This is a genomic window from Streptomyces sp. NPDC056987 (assembly GCF_042673865.1).
Classification (GTDB): domain Bacteria; phylum Actinomycetota; class Actinomycetes; order Streptomycetales; family Streptomycetaceae; genus Streptomyces.
Window position 1 is genome coordinate 113,812 of sequence record NZ_JBHURV010000001.1, and the last position, 18,009, is coordinate 131,820.

The window sequence follows — 18,009 nt, forward strand, 5'->3', positions numbered from 1 at the left end:
CGGAGTACCCTTCCTTGATCGTTGAAAAGGGAGAGAAGGCGGGTGCGCGGGTGAGCTCGGGAGGGCTGGAGCTGCCCCCCGGTGACGCAGGTCATGCGGGGGAGTCCGGCGACATCCCGCCCGGAGCGGTCTCCCTGGCGCGACCGATGGAGATCGGGGCGGAACTGGACTGGGGCGCGGACGCCTGGAACGAGGTCCGTACGCGCGCACAGCGGGCCGGGCGTGCCTACATCTGGCTGAATCTGGTGGAGCAGCGGCTGCGCGCGGTCGTCGCCGCGGTACTGCGGCCCATCTACGAACCCGTGCACGGCGAGGAGTGGGTGGTCGCCGCCGCGGGACCGGCGGGACAGGAGTGGGTGCAGCGTGCCGTCGCCGTACGGGAGGTGTCCCGGCGCAAGGGCTACCTCCTCGACCCGGCCGACGACAACGTGCTGAGCTTCCTCACGCTGCCGCAGCTCAGGGAGCTGATGGTCCAGCACTGGCCCTGCTTCGAGCCGTACTTCGACGACCGCCGCGACGTGGAGCTGGCCCTCGACGAGCTGGAGGTCGCGCGGAACGTCGTCTCCCGCAACCGGGCGCTCTCCGAGACGGTCCTCGCCCAGGCGGAACGGGCCTCCGCCAGGCTGCTGGAGATCCTCGGCGGCGGCAGCGGCGTACCACCGTCGCAGCGGCTGCCCGTCGACGCGGTGGAGGACCTGGTCGGCGACCGGTACGGGGACGTCGTCTCCGTCCACTCCGACCGGGTCAGGCTGCAGCGGCAGCTCCCCGCGGAGGACCTCTTCGGCGGCGCCCGGCGGCTCGACGCCATCGGTATCGGCCTCAACCTCCTCGTCCAGAACTTCTCCGGACGCCGGCTCATCCGGCTCGCGGAGTCCGGCTGCCGGACGCGGCTGGTCTTCCTCAACCCGGCGAGCAGCGCGGTCAAGCGCCGGGAGCGCGAGCTGGGGCTGCGCAAGGGGGAGCTGAGCCGTTCGGTGGAGATGAACATCCTCCACATGCGCCGGGTGCGCTCCAAGCTGCGCGACCCGGGCGCCTTCGAGATCCATGTCTTCGACGAGACGCCGCGCTTCACCGCGTACCTGGTGGACGGGGACGGCCCCGACGGCCTCGCCGTCGTCCAGTCGTATCTGCGCCGCGCGCGCGGGATGGAGGCCCCGGTGCTGGTCCTGCGGGGCGGGGGGCGTGAGGTCGTGCGCGCGGGGCAGGACACGGAGCACGGACTCTTCCAGACCTACCGCGAGGAGTTCGACTCGGTCTGGACGGACTCCCGGCCGGTCTCCTGAACCGGGCGTTGTCAGTGGGGCGTGGCAGGGTGAAAGTCCGGCGGGGAGATCCGACGGGGGGAAGCGGGGGAAGCACCACCGCACCACGAAGGAGGGCCACACCATGACTTGGCACGGGGAAACACTCGTCGGTTTCGACCTGGAGACCACCGGTACGGAGCCGCTGGAGGCCCGGATCGTGACGGCCGCGGTCGTCGAGGTCAAGGGCGGCGAGGTGATACGGGAGCGGAGCTGGCTCGCGGACCCGGGCATCCGGATCCCCGCCCAGGCGTCCGCGGTGCACGGCATCAGCAGCGAGCGCGCGGCCTCGGAGGGGCGCCCCGCGCGCGAGGTGGCGGGCGAGATCGCGGAGGTCCTGCGCGGCCACTGGGCGCGCGGGGTGCCGGTCGTGGCGTACAACGCGCCGTTCGACCTGACGCTGCTCGCCGCGGAACTGCGGCGCCACGGACTGCCGGAGCTCGGTCCGGTCGGCCCGGTGATCGACCCGTACACGATCGACCGGGCGGTCGACAAGTACCGCCGGGGCAAGCGCAACCTGGAGGCGGTCTGCGGGGAGTACGGCGTGGTGCTGGACGCGGCCCACGACGCGGGCGCGGACGCGCTGGCGGCGGCCCGGGTGGCCACCGCGATAGCCGAGCGGCACGCCTCGGTGGCCGCCCTCACCCCGGCGCAGCTGCATGAGCGTCAGATCGTCTGGTACGAGGAGTGGGCGGTGGACTTCCAGCGCTTCCTGCGGAGGAAGGGGAACACGGACGCGGTCGTCGACGCGGGGTGGCCGCTGCGCGAGCCGGCGGTGACGACGACCTGACCCGGGCCCCCGGCCGGCGGGGCGGGCGGCGGGCGGCGGCTGTCAGAAGGGGTACCAGCGGACCTCGGGGTCGTCCTCGCGCAGGGAGGCGACCCGGCGGCGGAACTCCACGAGCGCCTTGGGGTTGGCCGGGGCGTGCTGCGCCACCCAGGCGCAGCTGGCCGTCTCGCGGGCGCCGCGCAGCACGGGGCAGCCGGACCAGGCGCGCACGTCCCAGCCGTACACCGCGGTGAACGTGTCGTACGCCTCGGGGGCCAGCCCGTACCGGTCCCGGGAGAGCGCCATGACCACCAGGTCGTGCTCGCGGAAGTCCGCGGAGAAGGTCTCCAGGTCGACCAGCACGGGTCCCCGCGGGCCGACATGGACGTTACGGGGCAGCGCGTCGCCGTGGATCGGGCCGGCCGGCAGATGCGGGGTGAGGGCGGCGGCGGCCTCGGCGAAGCCGTCCCTGCGCCCGCGCAGATAGTCGGCGTCGGCCGGGTCGATCGTGTCGCCCGCGAGCCGCAGCCAGCGCTCCACCCCGCCGAGGAGTTCGCGGCGGGGAAGGGTCAGCACGGCGGGATCGGGGGCGGGCAGCGCGTGCACGAGCCGCAGCAGCGCGGCGAGATCGGCGGGGCCCGCCGGGCGCACGGCTTCGGGCAGCCGGTGCCAGAGCGTCACCGGATGGCCCTCCACGGACCGGGCCTCCGGCTCGGCGGCCCGGACGGCCGGCACCCCGCACTCCGCGAGCCAGGACGCGAGGGCCACTTCACGCCGGGCGCGCTCCAGCAGCTCGGGGTGGTCCCGCGCGTCCCGGCCGACCTTGACGACCAGCCCGGCCGTCCCGAAGACCGCGTTCTCGCCCAGGGCCAGCAGCTCCGCGTCGTGCGGCAGCCCCGCCGCGGCGAGAATCCCCCGCGCCCGCGCCTCGTCCATCCTCTGCTCACTTACTTCCGCTCGTCGCCTCGCGCGGTCCGCCGCGCGCCGTGCCACCGCGAAGTGTCGCATCCGGACGCGTGTGCGTGCTTGACGTACCGAGGGGGCGTCACCACGATGACGAGGGCGGACAGGACGACGCCCGACAGGCTCTCCCCCCGAAGGAGTCGCATCCGTGACATCGGCCACCGCGACGACGCGGTCAGCGGCAGAGCGGGCGGGCGGTGGCCGCCCCCGCGGGCCGCGGTTCGGCAGGGGCCGGTCCGGCCGGGAGCGGCCCGGGCGGGAGCGGAGCCGGGGGGTGCTGGACCACGGCGCCTGGTTCCTGGTGCTGCCCGCGCTGCTGCCGATCCTGGTCCTCAGCGTCGGCCCGCTGCTCTACGGCATCGCGCTCGCCTTCACCGACGCGCAGTCCGGCCGTACCGAACCCACCCGGTGGATCGGCGCCCTCAACTTCCAGGACCTGCTGCACGACACCCTGTTCTGGGACTCCTTCGGCATCGGCCTGCTCTGGGCGGCCGGGGTGACCGTGCCGCAGTTCGCGCTCGCCCTCGGCCTCGCGCTGCTCCTCGACGCGGAGCTGCGGCTGCGCCCGCTGGCCAGGGCCCTCGCGATCATCCCCTGGGCCATGCCCGAGGTCGTCGTCGCCGTCATGTGGCGGCTCGTCTACCACTCCGACGCCGGGGTCCTCAACGAGACGCTCCGCGATCTGGGCCTGGGCGAGGGGCGGGACTGGCTGACCGGTCTGTCCACCGCCCTGCCCGCGGTGATCGTCGTCGGCGTCTGGGCGGGGCTGCCGCAGACCACCGTCGCCCTGCTGGCCGGTCTCCAGAACACCCCGCGCGAACTCCACGAGGCCGCCGCGCTCGACGGCGCGGGCGCCTGGCGCCGCTTCCGCACCGTCACCTGGCCGGCGCTCCGGCCGGTCGCCCTCGCCATCACCGCGCTCAACCTCATCTGGAACTTCAACTCGTTCGCCCTGGTCTACGTACTGACCAGCGGTGGCCCCGGCGGCCGCACCCGGCTGCCGATGCTCTTCGCGTACGAGGAGGCGTTCCGCTACGGGCAGTTCGGCTACGCCGCCGCGATGGGGTGCGTGATGATCGCCGTGATCTCGGTGCTCCTCGCGTTCCGTCTCGCCGGCCGGCTCACGAAAGGGGCCGCGGCATGAGCATGCGCGCCAGTGGGACCGTACGCGCCGGACAGTACGCCGCGCTCCTGTGCTACCTCGTCTTCCTCGCCTTCCCGTTCCTCTGGCTGATGTCCACGGCCTTCAAACCGCCCCGGGAGCTGGGCAGTCTCCACCCCACCTGGATCCCGGACCACCCGACCCTCGACAACTTCCGCCAGGCGTTCGGCGAACAGCCGCTGCTGCGGGCCGCGGCGAACAGCCTGACCGTCGCCCTCGCCGCCGCGGTGATCGCCGTCGCCGTGGCCACCCCGGCGGCCTATGTGCTGGCCCGCCGGCGCGGCGGGCTCGCGAGAGCGGCATCCGGCTGGGTGGTGGTCAGCCAGGCATTCCCCTTCGTCCTGGTGATCATTCCGCTCTTCCTCGTCCTCAAGAACCTCCGCCTCGTCAACTCCCCGGGGGGTCTGGTCCTGGTGTACGTGGTGTGGTCGCTGCCGTTCGCGCTCTGGATGCTCACCGGGTACGTCCGCGCCCTGCCCGCCGAGCTGGAGGAGGCCGCAGCCGTGGACGGCGCGGGCCGGATCCGTACCCTCGTCTCCGTCGTCGCGCCGCTGCTCGCGCCCGGCATCGTCGCCACCGCGCTCTTCGCGTTCATCACCGCGTGGAACGAGTTCTTCTTCGCGCTGGTCCTGCTCAAGTCCCCGGAGAGACAGACCCTGCCGGTGGTCCTCACCCACTTCATCGGGGCGGAGGGCGCCGCGGACCTCGGGCCGCTCGCCGCCGCCGCGTTCCTCGCCACCCTGCCCTCGCTCCTCGTCTTCGCACTCATCCAGCGCCGGATCACCGGCGGGACGCTGGCCGGGGCGGTGAAGAGCTGATGCGCGGGCGGACACCCGGGCCGATGCGCGGGCGGACAGCCGGACCGGCCCGCGGACCGCGGGCGGTCACGGCCCTGGCCCTCGCCACCGTCCTCGCCCTGCTGCTCGGCGGCTGCTCGGGCGGCGGCCCCGACCGGGCGCGGGACGGCCGGATCACCCTGCGCTTCCAGTCCCTCGCCTGGCAGGAGGAGTCCGTCCGCGTCAACAAGGAGCTGGTGAAGGAGTGGAACGCGGCCCATCCCGGCATCCGGGTGGAGTACGTGCAGGGAAGCTGGGACAGCGTCCACGACCAGCTCCTCACCTCCTTCGAGGGCGGCGAGGCCCCCGACGTCATCCATGACGCCTCCGACGATCTCGCCGACTTCGCCTACGGCGGACACCTCGCCGATCTGCGACCCCTGCTCTCCGGCCGGCTCACCCGCGACATCCCGCGGCGCAGCTGGGAGACGGCCACCTTCGGGGACGGCGTCTACGGGGTGCCGTTCCTCCAGGAGCCCCGCGTCCTGATCGCCAACAAGAAGATCCTGGAAGCCTCCGGCGTCCGGATCCCCACCGCACGGCACCCCTGGAGCTGGCCGGAGTTCCGGCGCATCAGCGCCGAGCTGACCGCGTTCATGCGGCAGGGGCGGGAGAAGGGCCGGTTCGCGGTCGCCTGGCCGCTCAAGGACCCCGTCTCCGCGACGCTCAACCTCGGCCTCTCCACCGGCGGCCGGCTCTTCCACCGGGGCACCGACGAGAAGGTGACGGTCCGGTTCACCGAAGCCGACGCCGTGGTGCCCGACACCGTCCGGCGACAGGTCACCACGGACCGCAGCGCGTCCGGCGCCACCCTCGGCATGGGCGGCTCCGACACCCTGCCGGGGCTGTTCGGCGGCCGGTACGCGATGGTCCCGCTCGGGTTCTCGTACCGTCAGCAGGTCATCCAGCAGGCCCCGGAGGGCTTCGAGTGGACCGTCCTGCCGGCCCCCGCCGGTGACGGGAGCACCGGCGCCGAACCCGCGCAAGGGGTGAGCCCGCAGACGCTCTCCATCGCGCGGGACAGCCCGTACAAGAAGGAGGCGGCGCGCTTTCTCGACTTCCTGCTGCGCCCCGCCAACATGGTGCGCCTGGCCAAGGGCGACTGGATGCTGCCCACCGGTACGGCGGCCCTCGCGGACCCGTCCCTGTCCACCGCCGAGCACGGCTGGGCGACGGGCGCGGCGCTCGCGCGCGGACTGCGCCCGGCCCCCGCCCAGTCCGTACGCGGCTACCCGGAGTGGAAGGACAAGGTGGCGACCCCCGCGCTCCAGGAGTACTACAGCGGCGCGATCGACCGGGAGGAACTGGAGAAACGCCTGGTCGAGGACGGTAACCGAGTACTGGCCCGCTATCAGCGGTAGGCGGCCGGGGCCCGCCCGGAAATAGGTTGTACGAGACGTCTCGTCTCGTCTACGTTGAGGGTATGACCGCAGCCAAGCCCGCCCACATCGCCATGTTCTCCATCGCCGCCCACGGCCATGTGAACCCCAGCCTCGACGTCATCAGGGAACTCGTCGACCGGGGCCATCGCGTCAGCTACGCGATCCCCGCGATCTTCGCGGAGAAGGTCGCGGCGACCGGCGCCCACCCCGTGAACTACACCTCCCTCCTGCCCACCCCCGACGACGACCCCGAGGCATGGGGCACGGAACTCATCGACAATCTGGAGCCGTTCCTGGACGACGCGATCCAGGCCCTGCCGCAACTCGCCGCCGCCTTCGAGGACGACCGCCCCGACCTCGTCCTCGGCGACACCACCTCCTATCCGGCGCCTGTTCTCGCCCACCACTGGGGCGTGCCGTTCTTCCAGATCTCCACGCACATGGTCGCCTGGGCCGGATACGGCGAAGAGGTCGCGGAGCCGATGCTCGCGGAACTGGAGAAGTCGGAGCGCGGCAGGGCGTACCGGGCACGCTTCGCCCAGTGGCTCACCGACCAGCACATGGACCACACCGACCCCGACCGGCTCGCCGCCGAACCGGGCCGCTCCCTCGTCCTGATCCCCAGGGTCCTCCAGCACCGGGCCGACGACGTGGACGAGTCCGTCTTCACCTTCGTCGGAGCCTGCCAGGGGGACCGCGCCGACCAGGGGGAGTGGCAGCGGCCCGCCGGGGCGGAGCAGGTCCTCCTCGTCTCCCTCGGCTCGGCCTTCACCAAGCAGCCCGCGTTCTACCGGACGTGTGTCGCCGCCTTCGGCGACGTGCCCGGCTGGCATGTCGTGCTCCAGATCGGCAAGAACGTCGCGGCCTCGGAGCTGGGCGAGATCCCGGCCAACATCGAGGTACGGGACTGGGTGCCGCAGCTCTCCGTCCTCCGCCAGGCCGACGCCTTCATCACCCACGCGGGCGCGGGCGGCAGCCAGGAGGGCCTGGCCACGGCCACCCCGATGGTCGCCGTACCGCAGGCCGTCGACCAGTTCGGCAACGCCGACACACTCGTCGCCCTCGGTGTCGCGCGCCGGATCGACACGGCCGAGGCCACCCCGGAGGCGCTGCGCGAGGCCGTCCTCACCCTGGCCGCCGACCCGGAGGTGGCCCGCAGGCTCGCCGGTATCCAGGCCGGGATGGCCGCGGAGGGCGGCACCCGCCGGGCGGCCGACCTCATCGAGGCCGAACTCCCGCAGGGCCCGGCCCGGTGACCGCGCGGGCCCCGCGCCCGGAGCACGCCGGGTGCCCCGGGCGCGGCCCCGCCCTATCGTGGGGCCCATGACCACGACCTACGTGGCGCTCCTGCGCGGCATCAATGTCGGCGGCCACCGGAAAGTTCCCATGGCGGAACTCCGGGCGCTGCTCACCGGACTCGGCCACGGCCGGGTCCGTACGTACCTCCAGAGCGGCAACGCCGTCTTCACCAGCGACTCCGACGACGAGGACCCGGAGAACGCCCTCGCCACCGCCCTGGAGCGGGCCATCGAGGAGCGCTTCGGCTTCACCGTCGACTGCCTCGTGCGGAACGCCGCGTACCTGCGGGCCGTGGCCGACGCCTGTCCCTTTCCGGCCGGGACACTGGAGGGCCGGCAGCTCCATCTCACCTGCTTCTCCGGGCCCGTGGCTCCCGAGCGGTTCGCGTCGCTCGATCCGGCCGGCTACCTCCCGGAGGAGTTCCGCCTCGGGGACCGGGCGCTGTACCTGTACGCACCCGACGGCCTCGGCCGCTCCAAGCTCGCCGAGGCGCTCGCCAGGCCCGCCCTGTCCAAGGGCCTCACGGCCACCAGCCGTAACTGGAACACCGTCGTCAAACTGGTGGAGCTGTCCCGTGACTGACCGCACCTCCGCGATCGCCGCGGCCATCGACGCCGAACTGCGCCTCCTCGACCCGGCCGTCCGCGCCTCCCCGGCGCTCCTCGCGGAGCTGCTGCACCCCGACTTCCGGGAGTTCGGCTCCTCCGGCCGGGAGTGGGAGCGCGACGCGATCATCACCGCGCTCACGGCGCGGGGCGGGCCCGCCAGGCGGCCGATCACCACCTCCAAGATGCGCGGCGTACGGCTCGCCCCGGACGTGGTGCACCTGACCTTCGACACGGAGTCCGAGGGCCGCCGGGCCCACCGCAGTTCGCTCTGGCAGCTGACCGGCGACCACTGGCTGCTCTACTTCCACCAGGGGACGCCGTACGCCTAGCGTCCGTCGTTCCTGAAGGGGCCGTCGGGGGCGAAGGCCAGTGCGGCGAAGCGTTCGCCGATGCGGCGGTGGGTGGCGGCGTCCGGGTGGAGACCGTCGGGCAGCGGGAGTTCGGCGGAGTCGGCCTCGCCGTAGAGGGCGCGGCCGTCGAGGTGGTGCAGATTCGGGTCCTCGGCCGACCGCTGGGCCACGATCCGGGCCAGCTCGTCCCGGATGACACCCAGGGTCAGTTTTCCCTGGGCGCGCTCCGCGGGATCGCCCGTGGCCACGAACCGCAACCGCCCTTCGCCGAGGGCGGAGGGGGCCATGGCGGCGGGGCCGGGCGTGTCCTCGTGGATCGGGCACAGGAGGGGCGAGACGACCAGCAGCGGGGTGGTGGGATGGCCCTCCCGGACGGTGTCGAGGAAGCCGTGGACGGCGGGGCCGAAGGCGCGCAGGCGCATCAGGTCGGCATTGACCAGATTGATGCCGATCTTGACGCTGATCAGGTCGGCGGGGGTGTCGCGCAGGGCCCGCGCGGTGAACGGGTCGAGCAGGGCGCTGCCGGCCAGCCCCAGGTTGATCAGCTCCACCCCGGCGAGGGAGGCGGCCAGCGCCGGCCAGGTGGTGGTGGGGCTCGCGGCGTCGGAGCCGTGGCTGATCGAACTGCCGTGGTGCAGCCACACCGGGCGCCCCCGGTCCGGCGCGGGCTCGACGGGGGCGTCCGTGCGGAGCGCGACGAGTTCGGTGGTCTCGTTGTGCGGCAGCCAGATCTCGATGTCCTTGACCCCCTCGGCCAGGCCGGCGAAGCGGAGGGTGCCGGCCGGGCCGTACGAGGGCCGCACGGACCCGGTGGCCATGTCGATGGTCAGCGTGTTGCCGCCGGTCACCCCGCCCCGGCCGGCGAGGCGCCCGTCCACGAGGAGTTCGTAGACGCCGTCAGGACGTGGCGGGGCGCCGACGTAGACACGCTTGGTGGGCAGCGCGTCCAGCTCCAGGACGGTGGCCCGGGTGCGGAAGGCGAGCCGTACGCCGGAGGGCTGGGACTCGGCCAGGGCGAGCTGCGCGTCGGCGCACTGGGCGCGGGCCCGGGCGGGCAGCCGGTGCGGCAGCACACCGTGCTCGGTGCGCTCCACTTCGAGGGCGCCGCGCAGGAGTTCCGCGGTGACGGGTGTGGTGATCAGGGCGTTCTGGGCGTTCATGTCATGGGCGTTCATGGGTCTCAACCTGTTGTTGATCGGAGGCCGGATGCGGGATGTCGTGAAGGGCCTGCTGCCTGCTGCCTGCTGCCTGCTGCCTGGTGTCCGGAGTCCGGTGTCCGTACCGGCGTCCGGCTCAAGGCGCCGGCCGGCCCCGGAGCAGCGCGTCGAGGCGGTCGAGCGTCCAGGACCACGATTCCGCCGAGTCGGGAGCGCTGTGGCTGAAGCCACCGGCCAGCTCCAGGCTGACGAAGCCGTGGAAGACGCTGCCCAGCAGCCGTACGGCGTGGGTCTGGTCCGGCTCCGGCAGGTCGTAGCCGCGCAGGATCGCTCGCGTCATCTGCGCGTGTCTGCCTCCCGCGCTCGCCGCCGCGGCCTCCGGGTCGAGCCGGTACTGGGCCGCGGCATAGCGGCCGGGGTGCTCCCGGGCGTAGTCGCGGAAGACATCGGCGTAGGCGGTCAGGGCGTCCCGGCCGGCCCGCCCGGCCAGCGCGGACGCGCCCCGGTCGGCGAGCTCCTCCAGTGCGAGCAGGGCGATCCTGGTCCTGAGGTCGTGGGAGTTCTTCAGGTGCGAGTACAGGCTCGCCACCTTGACGTCGAACTGCCGGGCGAGCGCCGAGACGGTCACCTGGTCGAAGCCGACCGTGTCCGCCAGCTCCGCGCCGGCCCGGACGAGGCGTTCCGTGGTCAGTCCGGCACGTGCCATAACCCCTCCTTCGTCAGCCTGAATCGATTATGCGCTTGCCTACAACCTTTAGGCAAATTAGCCTGCACTTTATGAAGCCGCTGACCGAACAACAAATCCGTGCCGCGTTCGTGAACTGCACCAAGGGCGAGGCGAAGCGCCTGTCCGTACCGCGCGACCTGGCCGACCGGCCCTGGGACGACCTGGACTACCTCGGCTGGCGGGATCCACAGGCGCCCGACCGCGCCTACCTCGCCGTCGAACTGGACGGCCGCCTCCGGGCCCTCGCGCTGCGCTCGCCCAGTCCCGCCTCCTGGCAGACGCGGCGCAGCATGTGCTCGATATGCCTGACCCTCCACACCGGCGGCGTCTGCCTGATGGTCGCCCCCAAGGCGGGGAAGGCCGGACAGCAGGGCAACTCGGTGGGCACGTACATGTGCGGCGACCTCGCCTGTTCGCTGTACGTGCGTGGGAAGAAGGACGCGGGCGTCGGCTCGCGGCTGCCCGAATCGCTCACGGTGGAGGAGCGGATCGGGCGGACCGTGGCGAACGTCGCCGCGTTCCTGGCCAAGGTGACCGCTTGACCGGGGTGCCCGCCGAGTCGGTGATCGGTCGTGCCCCGGTCGGGCCTCAGACGAGCGGGGCGGGTGAGGCGAGCGCGTCCAGGGCGCGCAGATCCTTGGCGGACAGCCGGATCTCCGCGGCGCGCAGGTTCTCGTCGAGGTGGACCGGCGAACCCGTGCCCGGGGTCGGGCACAGCACCGGGGAGTGGTGCAGCAGCCAGGCCAGGGCGATCTGCCCGCGCGTGGCGTCGTGGCGCCCGGCGACGGAGTCGAGCGCCGAGGCGGATGTACCTGTCAACGCGCCGTTGGCCAGGGGGAACCACGGGAGGAACGCGAGCCCGTGCCGCTCGCACAGCCTCAGCACCTCCGCCGACGCGCGGTCCAGGAGGTTGAAGCGGTTCTGCACCGAGGCGATCCCCGTCAGCGGGAGCGCCCGCTCCAACTGCTCGGCGGTGACGGAGTCCAGGCCGATGTGCCGGATCTTCCCCTCCCGCCGCAACTCGTCCAGGGCCCCCAGCTGCTCCTCCATCGGCACCGCCGGGTCCAGCCGGTGGAGCTGGTACAGGCCGATCGTCTCGGTACGCAGCCTGCGCAGGCTCGCCTCGCACATCGCCCGCAGCCGCTCGGGACGGCCCTCGACATGCCAGGCACGGGCGCTCGTCCGGACGACGCCGCCCTTGGTCGCGACGGTCAGCCCGGCCGGATACGGCGCCAGCGCCTCCGCGACCAGCTCCTCCGCCAGATCCGGCCCGTAGTTGTCCGCCGTGTCGATCAGGGTCACCCCGCGCTCGACGGCACGCCGCAGGACGGCCACGGCGTCCGCCCGCTCGCCGCGCGGGCCCCAGTAGCCGGGCCCGGTGAGCTGCGCCGTACCGAACCCCAGCCGCCGTACGGGGAGTCCGCCGCCGAGTGCGAAGGTCTCCGCGATCGGGTCCGGGGTCGGGTGCTCGGTTTTCTGTTCGGTCATTCCTGGACGGTATCCGACCGTTCCGTGACGGTGTCCGGCCGCGGGACCGGTGCGCGCGGGGTCAGTAGACGTCGCGTACGTACCGCTTCTCGGCGGCGAGCCGTTTGACGTACGCCGCCGCCCCGTCCTCGTCCAGACCTCCGTGGGCCACGGCGAGTTCGCGCAGGGTCCGGTCCACGTCCTTGGCCATCCGGGAGGCGTCGCCGCACACGTAGAAGTGGGCGCCGTCCTGGAGCCAGGACCACAGCCGGCCGCCGTGCTCGCGCATCCGGTCCTGGACGTAGACCTTGGCCCGCTGGTCGCGCGAGAAGGCGGTGTCCAGCCGGGTCAGGGTGGTGTCACGGCGCAGCCCGGCCAGTTCCTCCCGGTAGTAGAAGTCGGTGGCGCGCCGCTGCTCGCCGAAGAAGAGCCAGTTCGGCGCCCGGTGGCCGCGGGCCCGGCGCTCCTGGAGGAAGCCGAGGAAGGGGGCGACACCGGTGCCGGGGCCCACCATCACCATGGGGGTCGCCGGATCGGCCGGCGGGCGGAAGTGCGGGGAGCGCCGCACGTGGACCGCTACGGGGCTGCCGGGCGCGGCGTCCGCGAGGAAGGCCGACGCGACGCCCTTGCGCGGGCGGCCGTGGCGGTTGTCGTACCGGACCACGGAGACCGTGAGCCGGACGAGCGCGGGGTCGTCCAGGGGGCTGGACGATATGGAGTAGAGGCGGGGCCGCAGCCGGGTGAGGGCGGCCGTCCACTCGTCCGCCGTGGCCCGTACCGGGTACTCGGCGATGACGTCGACGCACTGGCGGCCCCAGGCCCACTGGGCCAGCTCGCCCTTGTTGTCCGGCCGCAGCAGTTTCTTGAGGGTGCGGTCGTGGGTGCGTTCCGCGACGAGCCGCAGCAGCCCGGGGGAGATCGCGGCGATGTCGAGATGGCGGTGCAGGGCCTCGCCGAGCGCGACCTCCCCGGGGCCGGGCAGCTCGACGGGGGTGGCGGGGTCGAGCCCGGTGACGGCGAGCCATTCGGCGACGAGATCCGGGCAGTTGAGGGGCTGCACGCCGAGCGCGTCACCCGCCTCGTAGGCCAGCGGGACGGGGCTGTCGCCGGTGTCGAACGTGAACTCGCGCACCTCCTTGGTGGCGCCCGGGAGGCTGAGCAGCCGGTTCCCGGTGAGCCGCGCGGTGGCGGACGCGGCCCTGCCGGACCCCGACGCCGGTGCGGGGGTGGCCGCGGGCGGTGCCGCCTCCGCAGTCCCGGCCGTCACTACCGCCTCAGCGGTCCCGGTATCCGCGCCGTCGGCCGCCGGCTCCGTACGCAGCGCCGCGCGGACGTGGTCGAGCCACTGCACGGTGGGCTGTTCGTACTCGGGTTCGCAGTCGGTACGGGGCACCAGGCGGACGGCGCCCAGCTCGTCGAGGCGCGCGTCGAGTCGGCGGCCGTGACCGCAGAAGTCGTCGTACGAGGAGTCGCCGAGGGCCAGCACCGCGTACCGCACGCCGTCCAGCCGGGGGGCGCCCGGGGCGCTGAGGGCCGCCCAGAACCCGGTGCCGTTGTCGGGGGCGTCGCCGTCGCCGAACGTACTGGTCACGACGAGCAGGTCCGCGCCGCGCCCGACCGCGTCCGGCGCCGTGTCGTCCATGCTGAGCAGCCGCGCCGCGTGTCCGTCCTCCGCCAGCCGCCGTACCACCAGCGCGGCGGCCTCCTCGGCGTTCCCGGTCTGCGAGGCCCACAGGACGACGACCTCACGGGCGGCGGGGCCGGGGGAGCCCGTGGCGGGGCCGGCCGGGCCCGCGGCGGGCAGGGAGGCGGCGGCCGGGGTACGGGAGTACATCCCGGCGAGGACACCGTTGACCCACAGGGCGTGCGCCGGGGCGAACGGCGCGTGCACCGGCAGCACCGGGGTGACGACGCTGCCCGCGCCGGCCCCAGGACCCAGCGTCCCGCCCGGTCCCACCGCCCCGCCCGTTCCCGTCGTCGCGCCCAGCCCCGCGAGGAACCCCGCCAGATAGCGGCGCTCCTCGTCGCTCAGCACCGGCGGCGCCAGGCCGTCCGTACCGAACACCCCCGCCAGCTCCGCCACCCTCCCGTCGCGCCCCGCCGGGGCGTCGTCCGTCAGGGCGGCGGGGGCGGTGGCCGGCGCGGCGGCGGGCGCGGTGGCGAGCCGGGTCAGCGACACCGCGCACACCTTGAGCTCCGGCTGGAAGGAGATCGGGTCGACCGCGTCGTTGGTGACCGCGTTGACGCAGGTGTACTCCCCGAACAGGTCGTTCCAGTGGAAGGGCGCGAAACAGCCCCCGGGCCGTACCCGCTCGGTCACCACGGCGGGCAGCACGGCCCGGCCCCGCCGCGACGCCACCTCCACCGCGTCGCCCTCCGCGATCCCCAGCTCCCGCGCGTCCGACGGATGGATCTCCACGAAGGGGCCGGGGTTGAGCTTGTTGAGCTTGGCGACCTTGCCCGTCTTGGTCAGCGTGTGCCACTGGTGCGGGAGCCGGCCCGTGTTCAGGACGTACGGGAAGTCGTCGTCCGGCAGTTCGGCGGCGGGCAGGTGCGGGCGGGCGTGGAACACGGCCCGGCCGGAGGCGGTGGGGAAGGAGAGCCGCGGCCTGCTGCCGTCGGGGCGCTCGGCCAGGGTCTGGCTGACGCCGTCGTTGAGGTAGCGGACCGGATTGCGGTCGGGGCCGTCGGCGGCGGCGCTGGGCCACTGGACGGGGGCCCTGCGCAGCCGCTCGTAACTCACTCCGCGCAGGTCGTAGCCGGTCGCCGGGTTCCAGGCGCGCTTGATCTCCTCGAATATCTCCTCGGCGCTCGCGTAGCCGAAGGCGTCCTCGTACCCCATTTCGCAGGCGACCCGGGCGATGATCCGCCAGTCGGGCCAGGCCTCGCCCGGCGGCTCCACGGCCTGCCGACTGAGGGTGAGCGTGCGCTCCGAGTTGATCTGGACGCCCTCGGACTCGGCCCACAGGGCGGCGGGCAGGGCGACATCCGCGTACGCGTTGGTCTCGGTCTCGGCGAAGACGTCCTGCGTGACGACGAACTCGGCCCGCTCCAGACCCTCGATGACCGTTCTGCGGTTGGCCACCGACGCGACGGGGTTGGTGCAGATGATCCAGCATGCCTTGACGTCGCCCTCGGCCATCCGGCGGAACAGGTCCACCGTGCCCTCGCCGAACCCGTCGGCCCGTACGGTCCCCGGCTCGACGCCCCACAACTCCTCGGCGAAGGCCCGGTCTTCCGCCACCAGCACCGACCGCTGGCCCGGCAGCCCGGGACCCATGTACCCCATCTCGCGCCCGCCCATGGCGTTGGGCTGGCCCGTGAGGGAGAACGGGCCGCTGCCGGGACGGCAGATCGCCCCCGTCGCGAGATGCAGGTTGACCAGCGCGTTGGTGTTCCAGGTGCCGTGCGTGGACTGGTTCAGCCCCATCGTCCAGCAGCTCATCCACTCACCCGCGCCGCCGATCCACTCGGCGGCCCGCCGGATGTCAGCCTCCGGGATGCCGGTGATCTCCGCGACCCGCGCGGGCGGGTAGTCCGCGAGGAAGGCGGGCATCTCCTCCCACCCCTCGGTGTGCTCCGCGATGAACTCCGGGTCGGTGCGGCCGTTCTCGACGAGGAGGTGCAGCACCCCGTTGAGCAGGGCGAGGTCCGTGCCCGGCCGGATCTGGAGGAAGAGGTCGGCCTTGGCGGCGGTGGCACCGCGCCGCGGATCGACCACGATCAGCTTGGCGCCCGCCCGCACCCGCTCCATCATCCGCAGGAAGAGGATCGGATGGCAGTCGGCCATGTTGGAGCCGGTGACGAGGAAGACGTCCGCGTGCTCGAAGTCCTCGTACGAACCGGGCGGGCCGTCCGCGCCCAGTGACAGCTTGTAGCCGCTGCCCGCGCTCGCCATGCACAGCCGTGAGTTGGACTCGATCCGGTTGGTGCGCAGAAACCCCTTCGCGAGCTTGTTGGCGAGGTACTGCGCCTCCAGGCTCATCTGCCCCGACACGTAGAACGCGATCGCGTCCGGGCCGTGCTCGTCGAGGATCCCGCGGAGCCGCCGCGCCGTCTCCTTGACCGCAGCCTCCGTCGGGGACGGTACGGGCTCGCCGCCGCGCTCCGCCCGTACCAGCGCGGTGGTCAGCCGGCCGGGGGCGGTGAGCAGGGCGGCGGAGGTCGCGCCCTTCGTGCAGAGCCGGCCGCGGTTGGCCGGGTGGGCCGGGTCGCCGGACGCCTTGAGGACGCTCCTGCGCCCGTCGGGGCCCGCGCCGATGTCGAGGAGGATCCCGCAGCCGACACCGCAGTACGAACAGACGGTCCGCAGCTGGGTGGCGGTGGCGGTGGAGCCGTCCTGGGGAGGCGATGCGGTCACGGGCGGCCTCTTTCGTGGACACGGGATCCGGGGTCCGGCGGCCCGGGGCTCCGGGTCGGTCGTCCGGGTCCGGCGTCCGGGGTGGGGCGTAGGGGGCGGAGTGCGGGGGTGGTGTGCGGGGGCGAGGTGTGGGGGCGTGGAACGTCGGGCACTTGACCGTACGAAGTGTCCGTTACCCGGAGGTCACGTCGGACGCGTTTGAAGAGTTACACCTGCCACACAGCGGCCCGAGCCGCTCGGTGAGGACCGCGGGACCGGGTGCGGACCACCCCTCGATCGGGCTCACCCGATCAGGTGGCACCGGCCCGCTTCGGCCCCGCCGGCCCCCGGTCCCGGTCACGCTGTCCCCGCGCCGACCACTGAGGAGTCACCATGCCCGACCTCTGGATGCCCGGAGCCGAGAGACTCGACATCAGGGACCACGCCCCCACCGACGGCGGCCCGGCCAAGGCCGTCGCTCACATCACCTGGGACCGGAGAGCGACCGAGGCCGAGCCCCTGGACCTCGTGCCGTACGCGAACCTCAGGTCGTACTTCTCCGGCAGCGGTCAGGGCGTCGCCCCGCATCTGCTCTGGGACCCGTTCACCGGCGCCTGCTGCCAGTTCGTGCCCGCCGATTCGCGTTCGAAGTCCCTCGCCGACCTGGAGGGCGGCACCCGGACCAACCGGGCCGGATCGGTCGTCCTCCAGATCGAGGCGCTCTTCTTCCCCTGGTGCGTGGTGAAGGGGAAGGCGTACGAGTCCCTCAAGGACACCCCGTGCGCGGGGTGGCGCGCACTGCACGCCTGGATCGCCTCCTGGGGTGTCCCGGACTCCTGGCCGATGGGACGGCCCGACGGGTTCGACAGCCGGCGCGACGAGAGCGTCTGGTCGGTGGAGGGCGGCTGGTACGCCCACGCCCACGTCCCGGAGAACGACCACACGGACCCGGGAACGTGGCCGGCCTTCCCGAAGGCGGCGCCGCGGGCGGCGTAGCGGGCGCGACCGGGGCCGACGCTCAACGGTTCGCGTGTTCGTGTGCTCGCCGATTCGCGCGTTCGTCTATGCGCCTATTCGCCCAGGCTGTCGAGCACGCGCCGCGCGACGTCCTCGACCTCGCCCAGCGCGTCGACGACGGCGGTGTGTCCCGCGTAGTAGGCGAGCAGCGACTCGGTCTGCTCGTGGTGGACCCGCAGCCGGTGCCGGATCACGCTCTCGGTGTCGTCGGCGCGGCCGCGCGCCAGCAGTCTGCGGACGACGATCTCGTCGTCGATCCGGAACTCCAGCACCCGGTCCAGCCGCTTTCCGAGCCCGGTGAGGATCGTGGCCAGCGCGTCCGCCTGCACCACGCTGCGGGGGAAGCCGTCGAGCACGAACCCCCGGGCCGCGTCCGCCGCGCCGAGCCGCTCCGCCACCAGCGCGACGGTCAGTTCGGAGGGGACGAGCTCACCGCCGCTCAGATACTCGCGCACCTCCAGACCCAGCGGGGTCTCCTCCGCGACATGGGTGCGGAAGAGATCGCCGGTCGAGACGTGCGGCACGTCGAACTTCGCGGCGAGCAGGCCGGCCTGGGTGCCTTTGCCGGCGCCGGGCGGGCCCAGAAGCACAAGTCGCACGGTGGGGATCCTTCGCGGGTCGGGTCGAGCCGT

General features: G+C 73.3%; 16 protein-coding genes. 10 read left to right on the forward strand and 6 right to left on the reverse strand.

Annotated elements, in window-relative coordinates:
- The first annotated feature begins 50 nt into the window (after positions 1-50).
- Together ACFTZC_RS00435 and ACFTZC_RS00440 are read left to right on the forward strand one after the other, a co-directional pair.
- Positions 51-1,283: an SAV2148 family HEPN domain-containing protein gene (locus tag ACFTZC_RS00435; RefSeq protein ID WP_382885379.1), complete on the forward strand. Its 1,233-nt coding sequence runs from the start codon at positions 51-53 to the stop codon at positions 1,281-1,283.
- A 103-nt stretch (positions 1,284-1,386) separates the two neighbouring features.
- Positions 1,387-2,091 (forward strand): 3'-5' exonuclease, encoded by a 705-nt coding sequence (locus tag ACFTZC_RS00440; RefSeq protein ID WP_382885381.1) that lies wholly within the window; start codon positions 1,387-1,389, stop codon positions 2,089-2,091.
- Positions 2,092-2,133: 42 nt separating this feature from the next.
- On the opposite strand, the gene ACFTZC_RS00445 is transcribed toward ACFTZC_RS00440, so the two are convergent.
- Positions 2,134-3,006: a phosphotransferase enzyme family protein gene (locus tag ACFTZC_RS00445; RefSeq protein WP_382885382.1), complete on the reverse strand. Its 873-nt coding sequence runs from the start codon at positions 3,004-3,006 to the stop codon at positions 2,134-2,136.
- Between the two features lie 175 nt (positions 3,007-3,181).
- Between ACFTZC_RS00445 and ACFTZC_RS00450 the strand changes: the two genes are divergently transcribed.
- The 6 genes from ACFTZC_RS00450 to ACFTZC_RS00475 all read left to right on the forward strand — a co-directional run bounded on the left by ACFTZC_RS00450 (position 3,182) and on the right by ACFTZC_RS00475 (position 8,649).
- The gene (locus ACFTZC_RS00450; protein WP_382885383.1) at positions 3,182-4,177 is read left to right on the forward strand and encodes a carbohydrate ABC transporter permease; all 996 of its coding nucleotides are present in this window, start codon (positions 3,182-3,184) and stop codon (positions 4,175-4,177) included.
- A gap of 2 nt (positions 4,178-4,179) precedes the next feature.
- The gene (locus ACFTZC_RS00455; protein WP_382885981.1) at positions 4,180-5,013 is read left to right on the forward strand and encodes a carbohydrate ABC transporter permease; all 834 of its coding nucleotides are present in this window, start codon (positions 4,180-4,182) and stop codon (positions 5,011-5,013) included.
- A 23-nt stretch (positions 5,014-5,036) separates the two neighbouring features.
- Positions 5,037-6,392: an ABC transporter substrate-binding protein gene (locus ACFTZC_RS00460; protein WP_382885384.1), complete on the forward strand. Its 1,356-nt coding sequence runs from the start codon at positions 5,037-5,039 to the stop codon at positions 6,390-6,392.
- Between the two features lie 62 nt (positions 6,393-6,454).
- A complete protein-coding gene (gene mgt, locus ACFTZC_RS00465; protein ID WP_382885386.1) occupies positions 6,455-7,669 on the forward strand; it encodes a macrolide-inactivating glycosyltransferase in 1,215 nt (404 codons plus the stop codon).
- Between the two features lie 67 nt (positions 7,670-7,736).
- On the forward strand, positions 7,737-8,294 hold the full coding sequence (locus ACFTZC_RS00470) for a DUF1697 domain-containing protein (protein ID WP_382885388.1): 558 nt from the start codon (positions 7,737-7,739) through the stop codon (positions 8,292-8,294).
- Positions 8,287-8,649 carry a DUF4440 domain-containing protein gene (locus ACFTZC_RS00475; RefSeq protein WP_382885390.1) on the forward strand — a complete coding sequence of 121 codons (363 nt, stop codon included), beginning with the start codon at positions 8,287-8,289 and terminating at the stop codon, positions 8,647-8,649. Before ACFTZC_RS00470 ends, ACFTZC_RS00475 begins: the two co-directional genes overlap by 8 nt.
- Here the strand turns inward: ACFTZC_RS00475 and ACFTZC_RS00480 are convergent.
- Together ACFTZC_RS00480 and ACFTZC_RS00485 are read right to left on the reverse strand one after the other, a co-directional pair.
- Entirely contained in the window at positions 8,646-9,830 is a 1,185-nt protein-coding gene (locus ACFTZC_RS00480) for a GDSL-type esterase/lipase family protein (protein WP_382885983.1), read from the reverse strand. The genes ACFTZC_RS00475 and ACFTZC_RS00480 overlap by 4 nt on opposite strands.
- A 133-nt stretch (positions 9,831-9,963) precedes the next feature.
- Positions 9,964-10,533, reverse strand: a complete 570-nt coding sequence (locus ACFTZC_RS00485) for a TetR/AcrR family transcriptional regulator (RefSeq protein WP_382885392.1) — start codon at positions 10,531-10,533, stop codon at positions 9,964-9,966.
- 71 nt (positions 10,534-10,604) lie between these two features.
- On the opposite strand from ACFTZC_RS00485, the gene ACFTZC_RS00490 reads away from it, so the two are divergent.
- A complete protein-coding gene (locus ACFTZC_RS00490; protein WP_382885394.1) occupies positions 10,605-11,096 on the forward strand; it encodes an FBP domain-containing protein in 492 nt (163 codons plus the stop codon).
- 46 nt (positions 11,097-11,142) lie between these two features.
- On the opposite strand, the gene ACFTZC_RS00495 is transcribed toward ACFTZC_RS00490, so the two are convergent.
- Both ACFTZC_RS00495 and ACFTZC_RS00500 read right to left on the reverse strand, forming a co-directional pair.
- On the reverse strand, positions 11,143-12,042 hold the full coding sequence (locus ACFTZC_RS00495) for an aldo/keto reductase (RefSeq protein ID WP_382885396.1): 900 nt from the start codon (positions 12,040-12,042) through the stop codon (positions 11,143-11,145).
- 61 nt (positions 12,043-12,103) lie between these two features.
- Positions 12,104-16,381, reverse strand: coding sequence for a molybdopterin-dependent oxidoreductase (locus ACFTZC_RS00500; RefSeq protein WP_382885398.1), 4,278 nt, complete (start codon positions 16,379-16,381; stop codon positions 12,104-12,106).
- 372 nt (positions 16,382-16,753) lie between these two features.
- Here ACFTZC_RS00500 and ACFTZC_RS00505 point away from each other — a divergent pair, with 372 nt between their 5' ends.
- Entirely contained in the window at positions 16,754-17,356 is a 603-nt protein-coding gene (locus ACFTZC_RS00505) for a hypothetical protein (protein ID WP_382885400.1), read from the forward strand.
- Between the two features lie 74 nt (positions 17,357-17,430).
- Here the strand turns inward: ACFTZC_RS00505 and ACFTZC_RS00510 are convergent, their stop codons facing one another.
- The gene (locus tag ACFTZC_RS00510; protein WP_382885402.1) at positions 17,431-17,976 is read right to left on the reverse strand and encodes an adenylate kinase; all 546 of its coding nucleotides are present in this window, start codon (positions 17,974-17,976) and stop codon (positions 17,431-17,433) included.
- Positions 17,977-18,009: the final 33 nt, after the last annotated feature.